The following is a 13,724-nucleotide window of genomic DNA, read 5'->3' as shown; positions in this document are numbered from 1 at the left end:
TTCAGTCGGCGCCGGCGGGGTGTGCGGCGTCGTAGGCGCGGACGACCTTCTGGGGGACGACCATGCGCCACGCGTCGATGACGAGCTCACGGGCCTCCTCCGGGTCCAGGGCGGCGAGGTCGGCGTGCACCCAGTTGAAGCGCAGGTCCGACGCGGAGGGCAGCTGGAACGTCGTCGGGTCGCTCGCGACGAGGGCCGCCCGCTCCTCCTTGGGGAAGGCGAAGCCCATCACCGACTCGTCGAGCGAGAACGCCACGTAGACGAGCTGACCGACGCGGAACTTCAGGCGGCCGCGCACGTACACCTCGTAGGACCGTTCCAGGCTGGTGCCCAGCGGCCGGACATCGTCGATCTCCGCCATACCTGACTCCGCTCGTCGCGCTCACAGCGTCGACGGTCGTGGCGGTCCGAACTCATCGATCTCACGGGTACCGGCGGAGTGGGCGCGCCGTCGCGCGACCTGGGCGCGGTCGCAATACCGTCGGCATGTCCGGCGCCGCCGGATCCAGCTCGTGCTGGACCCCTTAGGAGGAGGACAGCCGATGGGTCTCTTCGGCCGCCGCACACCGCCCCCGGCTCGCCCGGACGCCCCGGACCGAGCCGCCGAGCACGCGGCGCCCGCCGAGAGCCCCGCGTCCCGGCTGTGGTCGGACGGCTTCGGCCGCGTCGGCACGCGGTCGCTGCAGATCCTCGCGGTCGTCGCGATCATCGCCGTCTTCGGGTACGTGGGGACCCGCCTGACGCTCGTCGTCATCCCGGTGCTCATCGCGCTCGTGCTGGCGGCCGCCATCTCCCCGCTGGTGTCGTACCTGCGCCGCCACGGGTGGCCCTCGCTGCTGGCCACGTGGGTGTCGCTGCTGGCCCTGGTCGCGATCCTGTCCGCGATCGTGTGGCTCGTGGTGCGCGCCGTCGCGGATCAGTGGGACGAGCTGGGCCGGCAGGCGCTCGACGGGTTCGACTCCCTCGAGACGTACGTCCAGAACCTGCCCTTCGACATCACCGCCGAGCAGATCGCGTCGGTGCGGGAGTCCGCGCTGAACCTGCTGCAGTCCGACACGGTAGGCTCCGGCGCCATCGCGGGCGTCTCCCAGACCGCCGACTTCATCGCGGGCTTCTTCATCATGATCGTCGTCCTGTTCTTCTTCCTGAAGGACGGTCCGGCGATGTGGGAGTTCCTGCTGCGGCCGTTCGAGGGCCACCGCTACGAGCGCGGGCAGCGGGTGGGCGCCGCGACCGTCAGCACGCTCGGCGGCTATGTGCGCGGCACGGCGATCGTGGCGCTGGTCGACGCCGTCGGCATCGGGATCGGCCTCGCGATCGTGGGTGTGCCGCTCGTCGTCCCCCTGTCCGTGCTCGTCTTCCTGCTCGCGTTCATCCCCCTGGTGGGCGCCACCCTCGCCGGCATCATCGCGGCCCTGGTCACGCTCGTCGCCGTGGGACCCGTCGAGGCGCTGATCGTCGTCGCGATCGTGGTCGCCGTGAACCAGCTCGAGGGCGACTTCCTCCAGCCGATCGTCATGGGCCGGACCCTGCGCCTGCACCCGCTCGTCATCCTGTTCGCCCTGACCGCGGGGACGGTGCTCGCCGGGATCACCGGCGCCGTCCTCGCCGTGCCCGTCGCCGCGTCGATCTGGCGGGCGATCCAGGTGTGGGACGGGCCTGACCTGCCGGCTCGCTTCGCCCGGCAGAAACGGCCCGAGACGGTGACCGGTCTTCGAGATGAGAAATCCTGAGGCCTTCCGGAGCGCCGACGGTCGTGGTCAGATGTCGCCCATGATCCCGCAGACGTCCCGGAGCACGGCCTCGCTGGAGAGCCACACCGGACTCACCTCCCTCACCGAGATCACCAGCAGCCCGGACCCGCAGGAGCACTACGCGCGGTTGCGCGCGCAGTGGGGCCCGGTGGCGCCGATCGAGATCGAGCGCAAGGACGACGTCGTGATCCCGGCGTGGCTGGTCCTGGGCCACTCCGAGAACTGTCACGTGATGCGCTCCGAGTTCGACTTCAGCAGGAACGCGGCCAACTGGCGGTGGAACGCCGAGAACCTGCTGCCCGCCGGCACGGCGATCGGCATCTACACCCCGGCGGAGCCGCGCCCGACGGCGTTCTACCACGACGGCGAGGAGCGCAAGCGGCTGCGCGAGCCGCTGGACGACGCCCTGGCGAGCCTCGACGAGCGGGTGGTGCGCGAACGGACCACGGACATGTGCGAGCGCGTCATCGACCGGATGGGCCCGTCCGGGAGCGGTGACCTGGTCAAGGCGTACTGCCGGCCCATCGGGTTCCTCGCGATGACCACCACGCTCGGCTTCGACCTGGAGACGGGGGCCATGCTCATGGCCGACGCCGCGGCCGTGGTGAGCGGCGACGGCGACCAGGTCGCCCAGGCCCAGGCGAACACGGCGGCGATCGTCCTGGAGCACATCCGCCGGCGGCGGCAGGACGGCGGGGAGGACCTGGTCTCGTACCTCGCGGTCCACAAGAACTTCGCGCACGACGGCGAGATCGCCAGCAGCTCGATCGTGCCCGTGAGCGCGGCGGCCATCTTCCTCACCGCGTGGATCACGCAGACGCTGCACCAGATCCTGACGGACCAGAGCCTCGCCGCCCGGGTCGCCGGCGGCCGGCTGACACTCGACGGCACGCTCGACGAGGTGCTGTGGCGCAGGTCCCCCATCGCCCAGTCGCCCGCGCCGCGGTTCGCCCTCACCGACATGGAGCTCGGCGGGCACCGGATCCGCAGGGGCGACGCCCTGGTCCTGGCGATCGCCGCGGCGAACCGGGACCCGGCCGTGCACACCGATGACGTGTGGGACGAGGTCGACAACCGCTCTCACCTGTCCTGGGGCACCGGGCCGCACGCCTGCCCGGCACCCCGGCTGGCCCGGCTGATCGCCCGCACCGCCGTCGACCAGCTCCTGCGGCACATGGACCTACGGCTCACCGGGTCACCCGACGACCTGCCCTGGGCGTCCTCGGCGTGGGTACGGCACGCCGAGCGGCTGCCCGTGACGTGGCGGGCCGCCGACCACGGCGTGGTCGGCGGCTGACGTTCGGCGGCTGACCCGAGGGTCGGGCCAGCGGCTCACCGACGCAGTGGTGGGCGCCGGCGCCGAACGCCAGGTGCGTCCGGCCCGCGCCCGCCGGGTCGAGCACCGCGGCGTCCTGGTGCACGGCCTCGTCGCGCCCGGGGCACCAGCTAGGCGGCGGCGAGCCCCTGGGTGAAGAACGCGGTCAGCTTCTCGACGACCGGACCGACGAACTCGGGCCTGTCGTAGAGGTCGACGTGGCTGGCCCCCTCGACCCAGTGGAGCTCCTTGGGCTCGTGGGCCTCGGCGAAGGCCAGGGTGCCCATGTGCCTGGTCACCGCCTCCGTCCCCTGGACGACGAGCAGCGGTCGCGGTGCGATCAGGCCGACGAACCGGAACTGGTCGGAGGTGGCGATGCGGTCGACGCTCGACCAGGTGAACTCCTTGGCGGAACGCGGGTGCGCCCCCCGCTCCGTGCGGTAGTACTCGAAGCCCTCGAAGCCGTGCCGGCCGCCGAGCGCCCGGGCCTCCTCCGCGGTCTCCGGGAAGACCGGGAAACATGCCCGTGCCCTCGCCGCGCGCCTCCGCGGTACGGGCGGCCGCGGCGGCGTCGAGCATCCCCTGGACCACGGCCGGGGGCTGGGAGCCGTCGGCGCCCTCGCGGAACTGGCGCCCGACGTCGACGCCGCTCACGGTGGCCAGCGCCCGCACCCGGTGGTCGCCCGCGGTCGCCGCGATGCCGTACCCGCCGGAGGCGCAGATGCCGAGCATCCCGATCCGCCCGGCGTCGACCTCGGGGCGCGTGCCGAGGTACGAGACCGCCGCCTTGAGGTCCTCGACGCGGTGGGCGGGATCCTCGAGCCCGCGCGGCTGTCCGCCGCTCTCGCCCTGGTAGGCGGCGTCGAAGGCGAGCGTGACGAAGCCTCGCTCGGCCAGGCGCGCCGCGTACGTCCCCGCGGTCTGCTCCTTGACCCCGGTCCCGGGGTGGCCGACCACGACCGCGGGGAGCGGGGCGGCCGCGGCGGCGGAGGACGGAAGGTAGAGGTGGCCCGCGAGGGGGATGCCGGCGCTGTCGAAGGTGACGTCTGTGCGGTTCATGCGACCAGGTTGTGGCCCCCGCTCGCACCGCAACAGCGTCGGGTTCTTCCCGGGGAAGGATCCTGCCCTCCCACACCGCCCCGGCCGCTCGCAGAATGGTCCCCATGACCCCACCCGTCGACCCGGACGAGCTCGGCGCGTTCCTCAAGGCACGCCGGGCCGCGCTCGACCGCCACGCCGCCGGCCTCCCCGAGACCCTGTCCCGGCGCAAGGTGCCCGGGCTGCGCCGGGAGGAGGTGGCCCAGCTCGCGGCGATCAGCGTCGACTACTACACCCGCCTCGAACAGGGCCGCGTCGCCGCGTCCGCCTCGGTCCTCGCCACGCTCTCGTCGGCCCTCCGCCTCGACGAGGACCAGCAGCGCTACCTCTACGAGATCGCCGGCAAGGCCGATGCCCGGCCGCGTCGCCGCAGGGCCCGGCAGGCCCTGCGCCCGGCGATGCGGCGGCTGCTCGACCGGCTCACCGACACGCCGGCGATCGTGCTCGGCAAGCGCATGGACGTCCTCGCCTGGAACGCCGCCGCCGTGGCCCTGTTCGTCGACTTCGGGGAGATCCCCGCCGCACGGCGCAACTACGTCCGCCTGCTCTTCACGGAGCCGACCGTTCGCGCGCTCCACGTCCGGTGGGAGCACGACGCGCGGGACGCCGTCGCCGCGCTGCGCATGGAGGCCGCCGCCGATCCCGACGACCCCGAGCTCGCCCGGCTGGTCGGCGAGCTCGCCGTGGTCGACCCCGACTTCCGCCGCTGGTGGGCCGAGCACCGCGTGAACAGCGCCACGTACGGCACCAAGCAGTACCGGCACCGCGTGGTCGGCGACCTGACGCTCGACTGCGACACCTGGTCCAGCCCGGACGGCAGCGGGCAACGGCTGATGGTGCTCACCGCCGAGTCGGGCTCGCCGTCCGACGAGGCGCTGCGCATCCTGGCCTCCTGGACGGCGGACGCCGGCACCACGGCCACGGCGACGGCGACCGCGACGGACGCACGATGACCACCTGGACCGCACCCACGCCCGCGGCGCTCCGCGACACGCCCGCGCTGTACCTCTCGGCCGGCCCGCTCGATCCGCAGGCCGCCGTCGCCCCGGAGGTCGAGGTCGGCATGGTCCTAGTCGAGGGCGAGCTCTACGTCCGGTCGCAGCGCGGCACGACGTCGCAGTGGTACCGCGCCGCGGTCAGCCATGGTTCGGGACGGGTCCGGGTGGCCGGCGAGACCGTCGCGGTGCGGTTCGAGCCCGCGAGAGCGGACGTCGCGCCGGCGGTCGACGCGGCCTACCGCAGCAAGTACGGGTCGTTCGCGTCCTTCGCCGTCGGACCCGCGGCCCGCGCCGCGACCCTACGGATCTGGCCGGCGTGAGCGGCACCCGGCCACCGGCGCCGGGCCGGCGCCCCTACCCCGCCGCGGCTCATCCCGCCCGCGGCAGGTCCAGCACCCAGTTCTGGCCCACCAGGTCGTGCCCGAAGCTGTGGTGCCGTTCCTCGTCGGCGAGCGTGAAGCCCACGGTCTCGTAGATGTGCCGGGCCGACGCGAGCACGTCGTTGGTCCACAGGGTCACGCGCTCGTACCCGGCCCCGCTCGCGAACGACAGGCACTCCCCGACCAGCAGGCGGCCCAGCCCCAGCCCGCGGGCCTCCAGCGCGACGAGCAGGATGCGGAGCCGGGCGACGCCGGGCGTGCCGCCGGCCACCAGGAAGATGCAGCCGGCTCGCTCGCCGTCCACCTCGGCGATCCACGCCGCCTCGGTCCGGGGGTCGTGGTCCGCGGCGTAGTCCGCGACGATCCGGGCGACGAGGGCCTCGAAGTCCGTGTCCCAGCCGAACTGGCGGTGATACGTCTCGCCGTGCGCCATCACCACCCAGCCCAGGTCGCCGGGCTGGTCGGCGCGACGCACCCGCACCTCGGGCCGCCGGTCTCGCTGCTCCATGCTGTCCTCCCGCTGCTACTGACACGACTGTTTCAGTAGCACTAGGCTAACCCGCATGCCCGACGTCCAACCAGAACCGTCCGCACGCCAGGTCGAGCTGCTGGAGGCCGCGTACGCGTATGCGCTGGCCAACGGCCTGGCCGACCTCTCCCTGCGGCCCCTCGCCACGGCCATCGGGTCGAGCCCGCGCGTGCTGATGTTCCTGTGGGGCAGCAAGGACGGTTTGATCAGGGCGCTCCTGCGCCGGGCGCGGGCGGACGAGCTGGCGCTCCTCACCCGCCTCGACCCGGCCGACGGCGCCGCGCCCCCCGACCTGGCCGGAGCCGTCGAGCTGGTCTGGTCCTGGCTGGCCGCCGCCGAGCACCGGCCCCTGCTGCGCCTGTGGGCCGAGGCCTATGCCCGCTCGCTCGTGGAGCCCGACGGGCCCTGGGCGGGTTTCGCGCGCACCACGGTGGACGACTGGCTCACGGTCCTGGCCGCTCGCCAGCCCGCGTCCGAGCGGGACGCCCCCGACGGGGCGGCGCGGCGCACCCTCGCGCTCGCCGTGCTCCGGGGCGCCCTGCTCGACCTGCTCGCCACCGACGACGAACCCCGGGTCACCGGGGCCGTCGCGCTCCAGCTCAGTCTGCTGCGGGCGCCCCGCTGAACCCCGCCGCCGACCCGGCCAGCACCTCGGCCGCCGCACGCGGCCCATCGCGGGCGGGATGCCCGGGTGCGGCGTAGTAGCCGGCCGCGTCGAGGTCGACGGGTGCCCAGGCGGAGACGTAGACGATCCGGTCGACCAGGTCGGGGCGGGCGTTGCCCACGGCGGTCAGCGGCATGCCGGCCCGGCTGTGGCCGACGAGGATCACCGGCCCGTTCTTCTTCGCGCGCTCGAGCACCTCGATGACGCGTGCCGCGTGGTCAGCGAGGGTCACACCCGGTCAGCCGCCGGGATTCTCGAGGAACGCCTCCATCCCGCCGCCGTCGGCGAGGCCGATGATGTTGCCCGCCGGATCGGTGAACCAGGCGCCGTCGCCTCCCTCCATGAAGCCGCGCACGATGCCCTTCTCGTCCTGGTCGAACCCTTCGTAGTGCTGGAAGGTCACGCCCTTGGCGGCGAGCTCGTCGACCGCCTCGTCGACGTCGTCGACCGTCAGGTGCATGACGGTGAACGGCGCGGGGACGTGGTCGTCCTTCTGGTAGACGAAGACGGCGGCGCCGTCGCCGAGGTCGAGCACGATGCCGGCCCCCTCGTCCAGGGTCGACACGCTCATGCCGAGCGTGTCGGCGTAGAACGCCCGCACCGCGTCGATGTCGTTCGCCGCGAACGTCGGCAGCACATTTCGCACGTTGACCATCGCTGTCTCACTCCTTCGTGATCACCGGCGACCGCACGGCGTGTTCCCGTCGGGAGCGCCGGACATTTCCAGGCTGCCACCGTCGTGCGGGCGCGCAAGCGGCCGGCGGAGGTCGGCCCGGACATCACCCCCGGGCAGTCACTGGCCCACGCGGCCGTCGATGCGTTCGCGCAGGATGTCGGCGTGCCCGCAGTGCCGCGCGTACTCGACGATCTGGGACACGATGCCGTCCCGGACCTGGAGGTCGCCGCCGTCGGGCCCCAGGTCGGAGGTGCCGACGTTCCAGCTCTCGAGGTCGGTCACCGTGTCGAGGTAGCGGTCGGTGGCCGCCATCTCGGTGTGCCACTGCCGCCACGCGTCCTCGGCCACGGCGGGGTCGGCGACGGCGCCGGTCCAGTCGCCGTCGCGGTCGTCGTCCGTCCGGTAGAGCGGCGGCGCGTCCTCGCCGGCCAGGACCCGCCGCAGGTGTCGTTCGCCGTCGGCGAGGTGTCGCACCAGCCCGAGCAGGGACATGGTGGACGGCGGCGCGGAGCGGCGGGCGAGCTGCTCGGCATCGAGCCCCTGGCACTTGAGCTCCACGGTGAGCCGGTAGTAGCGGAGGTAGTCGAGCAGCATGGCGCGCTCGTCACCCGGCGGGACGTCGGTCTCGCGGGGGTCGTCGTCGGGGTCCACCCACATGTCGGGGAAGACGGTGGACCCGGTCCACCGGGCCGCTGGTGCTTCGGTCTCGTGCTCCGTAGGTTCCATACGACCCAGGGTGGACCGTGCCGGCGGCGAGGACCACGGGATTTTCGCCGCCGGGAGCGGGCCAGGGTAGGGCGCGCCGGGCTAGGGCGCGGCCCAGGCGGCCGCGCCGCCGCATGCCGCGAGCTCCTCGCCGTCGGCGAGGACACGCACGTCGAACCAGGTGCCGGCATCGACGTCGAGGCCGGGGCGCGGTGCGACGACGGCGACCTCGGCGTGGTGCCGGTCCTCGTCGTCCGCGACGGTCCGGGTGTGCGTGAACCCGGCGTCGTGCGCCCAGGTGTCGACGCTGCCCGTGCCGATGGCCCAGGACCGGGAGACCAGCGGTTCCTCGCCGGGTCCCGGCCGGACGTCGAGCTCGACCCGGTACCCGGTGCCGCGCGCCGACGGGTCGCTGGTCCATGCGAGCGTCGCGCCCGGGCTGACCGTACGGGTCTCCCGGACGGTCCACAGCCGGCGGTCCTGGTCGACCGACACGGACGCGACCGGTGTGATCGCACCGCCGGTCAGGGCCGGTCCCGGGCCCTGCAGCTCGCACAGGGGATCACCGACCAGGCTCTGGCTGCTGATGCTGCTGATCGGCACGCTGTAGCCGAGCCCGAGCAGGCAGGTCACGCCCGCCGCCACGTACACGGCGACGCGCCGCCCCCGGGGGAGGCCGAGGTGCTCACGCACCACGACCGTGTGCACGATCGAGTCGGCGAAGGTCTGCCGCCTCGGTTGCCAGAGGGGTCGCAGGTAGCCGACCAGGAGGACTGCGTCGAGCACGTGCAGCACCCAGCGTGCCGCTGTCCGCCACAGCCCGGCCGGCCGGTGCTCGTCCTCGCGGACGACACGGATGCCCAGCACCAGCTTGCCCGGCGTCCAGCCCGTCGTGCCCTGCAGCACGAGCAGGGCCCCGAGAGCCGCGAGCGGGATCAGGACGAGCGGGCCGCGCCCCCACGCCTCGGTGCCGGCCGCGGCGAACACGGGCGTGAGCGTGACGGGTGAGAAACCCGACCCGAGCGCGAGCCAGGTGACCCCGGCCAGGATCGCGTCGTCGAGGATCGCCGCGACCACGCGCTGTCCCCACGTGGCGTACGCCGCGCCGGCGACGGCGGCGACCGGTGCGGCCGCGGCGTCCGGCACGACGGCCACTCCCGACGGCGTGGCGTCCGGCGACAGACCGCCGCCGGGCGTCGTCCCGCCGTCTGCCCGGGGCCCCGTGCTGCTCTCCATCCCTGGATGATGACAGCGCGGGCGACCCCGGGCGAGGAATATCAGCCCTGGTAGCGGTACGCGTCCCAGGCGCCGAGCAGGTACTGGATGCCCAGCGCCCGGTCGTACAGGCCGTACCCGGGGCGCGGCTTGTTCGTGGTGTTCTCGTCCCACAGGTGCCGGCCGTGGTCGGGCCGGATGTAACCCTCGTAGCCGGCCTCGGCGTACGCCTTCATGATGCCGGTGGTGTCGACGCTGCCCTCGCACGCGCGGTGCGCGACCTCGGTGAAGTCCCCGTTGTCGAAGTGCTTGATGTTGCGCACGTGCGAGAAGTGGATGCGGTCCATGAACGTCCTGACCGCGTCGACGGGGTCCTGCTCCGGGTTGGCGGAGAAGCTGCCCAGACAAAGAGTCAGGCCGTTGTACGGGCTGGGGTTCAGGTCGAGGACCCGCGCGATGCCCTCCTTGGTCGAGACCACGCGCGGCCAGCCGAAGACGTCGAAGGGCGGGTCGTCCGGGTGCACGCCAAGCTTCACGTCGACCTCCTCGCACGTGGGGATCACCGCGTCGAGGAAGTACTTGTAGTTGGCGTACATGTCGTCGTGGGTCACGCCCTCGTACGCCGCGTTCAGCTCGCTGAAGCTCGCCAGCCGCTCCGGCTCCCAGCCCGGCAGGGTGAGCCCGTGCGTGTTCGCCTCCATGTCGGCGATCAGGCTCTCGGGCGACATCTTGTCGACCACGGCCTTCTCGTAGAACAGCGCGGTCGAGCCGTCGGGCAGCGGGTGCCACAGGTCGGTGCGCAGCCAGTCGAAGACGGGCATGAAGTTGTAGCAGACCACCTTGACGCCCGACTGCCCGAGGCGGCGGACCGTCGTGATGTAGTTCTCGATCGCCTCGTCGCGGCTGAGCCCGAGCACGGTGCGGCCGAGCTTGATCGACTCGTGCACGTTGACGGACTCGACCACCTCGGCGTCGAACGTCTTCGTGATGCCCTGGGCCCGGGCCGCGTCCGACAGGCCCGTGATCTTCGCGATCTCGGCGTCGATCTCCGCCTGCTCCCACACCTCGCCGGCCTGCTTGTGGTGCAGGCTCCACACGATGGTCTCCACGCCAGGGATCTGGCGCACGTGATCCAGGGTCACGGTGTCGTTGCCCTCGCCGTACCAGCGGAAGCCCATCTTCACAGCGGTTCTCCTCGTCGTCGTTGTCCAGCCGCTCTTGTATACATCATGCCCGCCCCGACGAGCGGGGCGGGCACGGTGCTCACTCAGTGGTTGGCCGGGCGGTCCGCGGAGCGCGTCCGACGGCGCCGCGCAGCGGCTCAGAACGCCGTGAGGCGCAGCCGCATCCGGACCGGCGCGGCGTGCAGCTGGGCGTTCGGCAGCACCCCCGGCCCGCAGGCCGCGCTGCCCACACCGTGCTGGGCGGCGTCGACGTGCAGCCACAGCCGGCCGTCCGGCACCAGCTCGTGGGGGTGCGCCGCCCGGTCGAGCGCCTCGTCGGACCACGGCCGCAGCGACAGCTCGAAGCCGACCTGCGGCCGGCCCCCGACCGTCACCTCGCCCGCGTCGATCCGCAGGCCTGAGCCGTCCGCGAACGACACGGCCGCGCTCGTGACGCCACGCCGCGCGCCGTTCTCCTGCGGGTGCGTGTACCGGGTCTGCCACTCGGCCACCGAGTGCTCCCACGCCCCGCCGAGCGCGGCCGCCCTCGAGTCCGCGTACGACTCGTCCGGGCCGAGACCGGTCCAGCGCACGCCCGCGTCGGCGGCACGCGGTTCGTCCAGCGCGAGCAGCACGCCGAGGCGCGCGACGCTCTCCGGCCAGCGGCCCTTCGGCCGGACGTCGACCACCAGGTCGACGGCGTCCGGGGCGTCGGTGACGGGCTGCCAGGTGTAGCGCGTGGCGAAGCCCGCGCGCGTCGTCGGGCCCGCGATCCGTGCGTCGATCTCCAGCGCGCCGTCCTCACGCACGGCCACCCCGGCCTTGCGCTCGGCCAGCAGGTGCAGGCTCGTGCTGCGCCACACCTCGGCGTCGGACAGCCCGCGCCACATGCCGGCGCGGCGGTCGTTGTCGGTCGGCGCGCGCCAGGCGTCGAACCGGAACGCGTGGATCTCGCGGCCCGCGAGCGAGCGGAGGTCGCCGCGGCGGTCGAAGCGCGCCGGACCGGCCACGTACCCCCCGTCGTCCTCGATCGTCACCCGGCCGGACGGCGCCGCCAGCGGCGCGGGCTCCACGAGCAGGAGCTGCCCCGCGCCGAGCACGAAGCCCTCCTGGAGCCACGCCTCCTCCAGCGCGTCCGCCTTCTGCTGTACCGCCCGCAGGGTCCACCAGACGGGCGCGTCACCCGGCTCCGGCAGGACCAGGTCGGCGGGCGGGCGCACCACGGTCTCCGCCCCGGCGCCCAGCACCAGGTCCAGGACGCCGGAGGCGAGCTCCTCCGCGCCGCGGTGCAGCGTCCACCGCAGCTCGGCGTGGCTCGTGTCCCGGAACGCGTACCGGTTGCGCACCAGCAGGGTGCCGTCCGGCTGCGCGTCGATCCGGACCGGCGCGAACACCGCGGCCGTCTCCACCAGGCCCGGCGACGGGGTCCGGTCGGGCAGCAGCAGGCCGTCGGCGATGAACGTGCCGTCGTGGAACCGCTCGCCGAAGTCGCCGCCGTACGCCGAGAACGGGGTGCCGTCGGCGTCCGTGCGGGTCAGGCCGTGGTCGATCCACTCCCAGATGAACCCGCCCATCAGGCGCGGGTACCGGTCGAACAGCGCGTCGTAGTCGGACAGGCCGCCCGGACCGTTGCCCATCGCGTGCGCGTACTCGCACTGCAGGAACGGCATGCCCCGGCGGCGCGCGTCGGCGTCCGCACGCTCCAGCGCGGGCTCGATGCCCTGCCCGACGAGGTCCACGTACCCGGTCTCGGCGTACATCCGCGAGTACACGTCCACGTGCTCGCTGGACCAGTCGCCCTCGTAGTGGATCGGACGGCTGGGGTCCAGCGCACGGATCGCGTCCGCCATGGCCGGGACGTTCATGCCGCCACCGGCCTCGTTGCCGAGCGACCACAGGATGATGCTCGCGTGGTGCCCGTCGCGGCGGACCATCCGGGTGACCCGGTCGACCAGCACCTCGGTCCAGTCCGGGTCGTTCACCGGGTTGCCCTCCCAGCCACGGTCGTCGGTGAAGCCGTGCGTCTCCAGGTCGTTCTCGTCGATGACGTAGAGCCCGTGACGGTCGCACAGGTCCAGGAAGTGCGGGTGCGGCGGGTAGTGGCTGGTGCGGACGGCGTTGATGTGGTGCCGCTTCATGAGCAGCACGTCCTCGAGCATGCGCTCCGGGGTCACGGACCGGCCGCGCAGCGGGTCGAACTCGTGCCGGTTGACGCCGCGCAGCTTGACGGGCCGCCCGTTCACGAGGAACACGCCGTCCTCGATCGATACGGTGCGGAAGCCGACGGCAAGCGTCACGGTCTCGGTGTCCGTCGCGACGACGACGTCGTACAGGCGCGGGCGCTCGGCGCTCCACGGCTCGACGGCCACCCGGACCTCCTCGCCGGACGCCGCGTCGATGCCGAGCTCCGGCACCGTGACGCGGGCCGCGACAGCGTCCCGGCCGGCGCCGGCGGCGCCCGCGGCGCCCGCACCCACGGTGAAGGCGTCCACCCGCAGCGTGCCCTGACCGGTGGTGTGGTCGTAGGCGGCGTGCACCCGCACGTCGTCGAGCGCGCCGTCCGGCCGGTGCTCCAGGGAGACGCTCCGGAAGATGCCGGAGAGCCACCACTGGTCCTGGTCCTCGACGTACGACATGGCCGACCACTTGGTGACCCGCACCGCGAGCAGGTGGTCGGTGCCGGGCCGTAGCCGGTCGGTCAGGTCGATCTCGGTGGGCAGGCGCGAGCCGTGCGACGTGGCGAGCAGCTCGCCGTCGAGCGCCACCTGGAACCACGAGTCCACACCCTCGAACCGCAGCAGGGTGCGGCCGCCGTCCGGCCAGTCGGCGGGCAGCCGCAGCGTGGTGCGGTACTCGCCCGTCGGGTTGTCGTCCGGCACGTGCGGCGGCTCGATCGGGAACGGGAAGGTCACGTTGTTGTACTCGGGCACGCCGTAGGGCCAGGCGTGCGGGGCCCGCGCGAGCTGCCAGTGCCCCGGTACGGCCAGCCGGTCCCAGTCCTCGCCGGGCTCCGCGCGGTCGACACCCGTGTCGGCGTGCGGGAACAGCCGGAACCGCCACTCGCCGTCGAGCGACACCGACGCGGCGCTCGACGCACCGGCCGGCGGGCGGAACCGCGGCGCGACGACGCCGTCCGGTGCGGCAACGGTCTCGTGGGTGATGGTCATGACTCCTCCAGGCGGCGTCGGTCGGGGAAGCGCACGAGAGCGCCGGTCGCGACGCTACCG

The 13,724-nt window shown here is 73.4% G+C and carries 14 protein-coding genes and 1 pseudogene; 5 read left to right on the top strand and 10 right to left on the bottom strand.

Annotated elements, in window-relative coordinates:
* Position 1: 1 nt before the first annotated feature.
* The gene (locus tag ACH45N_RS01720; protein WP_397390554.1) at positions 2 to 361 is read right to left on the bottom strand and encodes an MmcQ/YjbR family DNA-binding protein; all 360 of its coding nucleotides are present in this window, start codon (positions 359 to 361) and stop codon (positions 2 to 4) included.
* Positions 362 to 542: 181 nt separating this feature from the next.
* Here ACH45N_RS01720 and ACH45N_RS01715 point away from each other — a divergent pair, with 181 nt between their 5' ends.
* Both ACH45N_RS01715 and ACH45N_RS01710 read left to right on the top strand, forming a co-directional pair.
* The gene (locus ACH45N_RS01715) at positions 543 to 1,733 is read left to right on the top strand and encodes an AI-2E family transporter (RefSeq protein ID WP_397390552.1); all 1,191 of its coding nucleotides are present in this window, start codon (positions 543 to 545) and stop codon (positions 1,731 to 1,733) included.
* Positions 1,734 to 1,773: 40 nt separating this feature from the next.
* Entirely contained in the window at positions 1,774 to 3,051 is a 1,278-nt protein-coding gene (locus ACH45N_RS01710; protein WP_397390550.1) for a cytochrome P450, read from the top strand.
* Positions 3,052 to 3,200: 149 nt separating this feature from the next.
* Here ACH45N_RS01710 and ACH45N_RS01705 read toward each other — a convergent pair whose 3' ends face one another.
* Both ACH45N_RS01705 and ACH45N_RS01700 read right to left on the bottom strand, forming a co-directional pair.
* Entirely contained in the window at positions 3,201 to 3,368 is a 168-nt protein-coding gene (locus tag ACH45N_RS01705) for a hypothetical protein (protein WP_397393856.1), read from the bottom strand.
* 313 nt (positions 3,369 to 3,681) lie between these two features.
* Positions 3,682 to 4,128 (bottom strand): annotated as a pseudogene (locus ACH45N_RS01700) (alpha/beta hydrolase); the annotation flags it as partial.
* Positions 4,129 to 4,232: 104 nt separating this feature from the next.
* Between ACH45N_RS01700 and ACH45N_RS01695 the strand changes: the two are divergent.
* Positions 4,233 to 5,120, top strand: coding sequence for a helix-turn-helix domain-containing protein (locus ACH45N_RS01695; RefSeq protein ID WP_397390548.1), 888 nt, complete (start codon positions 4,233 to 4,235; stop codon positions 5,118 to 5,120).
* Entirely contained in the window at positions 5,117 to 5,485 is a 369-nt protein-coding gene (locus ACH45N_RS01690) for a DUF2255 family protein (protein ID WP_397390546.1), read from the top strand. Before ACH45N_RS01695 ends, ACH45N_RS01690 begins: the two co-directional genes overlap by 4 nt.
* A 49-nt stretch (positions 5,486 to 5,534) precedes the next feature.
* Here ACH45N_RS01690 and ACH45N_RS01685 read toward each other — a convergent pair whose 3' ends face one another.
* On the bottom strand, positions 5,535 to 6,053 hold the full coding sequence (locus tag ACH45N_RS01685; RefSeq protein WP_397390544.1) for a GNAT family N-acetyltransferase: 519 nt from the start codon (positions 6,051 to 6,053) through the stop codon (positions 5,535 to 5,537).
* Between the two features lie 55 nt (positions 6,054 to 6,108).
* On the opposite strand from ACH45N_RS01685, the gene ACH45N_RS01680 reads away from it, so the two are divergent.
* Entirely contained in the window at positions 6,109 to 6,699 is a 591-nt protein-coding gene (locus tag ACH45N_RS01680; RefSeq protein ID WP_397390542.1) for a TetR/AcrR family transcriptional regulator, read from the top strand.
* Here ACH45N_RS01680 and ACH45N_RS01675 read toward each other — a convergent pair.
* The 6 genes from ACH45N_RS01675 to ACH45N_RS01650 form a co-directional block, all read right to left on the bottom strand.
* Positions 6,674 to 6,970 carry an alpha/beta fold hydrolase gene (locus ACH45N_RS01675; RefSeq protein WP_397390540.1) on the bottom strand — a complete coding sequence of 99 codons (297 nt, stop codon included), beginning with the start codon at positions 6,968 to 6,970 and terminating at the stop codon, positions 6,674 to 6,676. The two genes, ACH45N_RS01680 and ACH45N_RS01675, sit on opposite strands and share 26 nt — an antisense overlap.
* Before the next feature lie 6 nt (positions 6,971 to 6,976).
* Positions 6,977 to 7,393, bottom strand: a complete 417-nt coding sequence (locus ACH45N_RS01670) for a VOC family protein (RefSeq protein WP_397390538.1) — start codon at positions 7,391 to 7,393, stop codon at positions 6,977 to 6,979.
* Between the two features lie 138 nt (positions 7,394 to 7,531).
* Complete coding sequence (locus tag ACH45N_RS01665; protein WP_397390536.1) at positions 7,532 to 8,140, bottom strand: DinB family protein; 609 nt, start codon at positions 8,138 to 8,140, stop codon at positions 7,532 to 7,534.
* A gap of 81 nt (positions 8,141 to 8,221) precedes the next feature.
* Positions 8,222 to 9,355 carry an RDD family protein gene (locus ACH45N_RS01660; protein ID WP_397390534.1) on the bottom strand — a complete coding sequence of 378 codons (1,134 nt, stop codon included), beginning with the start codon at positions 9,353 to 9,355 and terminating at the stop codon, positions 8,222 to 8,224.
* 41 nt (positions 9,356 to 9,396) lie between these two features.
* The gene (locus ACH45N_RS01655) at positions 9,397 to 10,512 is read right to left on the bottom strand and encodes a mannonate dehydratase (RefSeq protein WP_397393765.1); all 1,116 of its coding nucleotides are present in this window, start codon (positions 10,510 to 10,512) and stop codon (positions 9,397 to 9,399) included.
* Between the two features lie 143 nt (positions 10,513 to 10,655).
* Positions 10,656 to 13,664, bottom strand: a complete 3,009-nt coding sequence (locus ACH45N_RS01650; RefSeq protein ID WP_397390532.1) for a glycoside hydrolase family 2 TIM barrel-domain containing protein — start codon at positions 13,662 to 13,664, stop codon at positions 10,656 to 10,658.
* Between the last annotated feature and the right edge of the window lie 60 nt (positions 13,665 to 13,724).

This window comes from Promicromonospora sp. NPDC019610 (assembly GCF_044389365.1).
In the GTDB taxonomy this organism is placed as follows: Bacteria; Actinomycetota; Actinomycetes; order Actinomycetales; family Cellulomonadaceae; genus Promicromonospora.
Note: the sequence above shows the minus strand (reverse complement) of the source record. Positions and strands in the feature narration are given on the sequence as shown.

Bases quoted from the DNA above. Each gene is read 5' to 3' on its own strand.
- ACH45N_RS01695 (WP_397390548.1), top strand. From the start codon at position 4,233: ATGACCCCACCCGTCGACCCGGACGAGCTCGGCGCGTTCCTCAAGGCA.
- ACH45N_RS01670 (WP_397390538.1), bottom strand. From the start codon at position 7,393: ATGGTCAACGTGCGAAATGTGCTGCCGACGTTCGCGGCGAACGACATC.
- ACH45N_RS01680 (WP_397390542.1), top strand. From the start codon at position 6,109: ATGCCCGACGTCCAACCAGAACCGTCCGCACGCCAGGTCGAGCTGCTG.
- ACH45N_RS01720 (WP_397390554.1), bottom strand. From the start codon at position 361: ATGGCGGAGATCGACGATGTCCGGCCGCTGGGCACCAGCCTGGAACGG.
- ACH45N_RS01655 (WP_397393765.1), bottom strand. From the start codon at position 10,512: ATGGGCTTCCGCTGGTACGGCGAGGGCAACGACACCGTGACCCTGGAT.
- ACH45N_RS01710 (WP_397390550.1), top strand. From the start codon at position 1,774: ATGATCCCGCAGACGTCCCGGAGCACGGCCTCGCTGGAGAGCCACACC.
- ACH45N_RS01665 (WP_397390536.1), bottom strand. From the start codon at position 8,140: ATGGAACCTACGGAGCACGAGACCGAAGCACCAGCGGCCCGGTGGACC.
- ACH45N_RS01660 (WP_397390534.1), bottom strand. From the start codon at position 9,355: ATGGAGAGCAGCACGGGGCCCCGGGCAGACGGCGGGACGACGCCCGGC.
- ACH45N_RS01685 (WP_397390544.1), bottom strand. From the start codon at position 6,053: ATGGAGCAGCGAGACCGGCGGCCCGAGGTGCGGGTGCGTCGCGCCGAC.
- ACH45N_RS01650 (WP_397390532.1), bottom strand. From the start codon at position 13,664: ATGACCATCACCCACGAGACCGTTGCCGCACCGGACGGCGTCGTCGCG.
- ACH45N_RS01715 (WP_397390552.1), top strand. From the start codon at position 543: ATGGGTCTCTTCGGCCGCCGCACACCGCCCCCGGCTCGCCCGGACGCC.
- ACH45N_RS01690 (WP_397390546.1), top strand. From the start codon at position 5,117: ATGACCACCTGGACCGCACCCACGCCCGCGGCGCTCCGCGACACGCCC.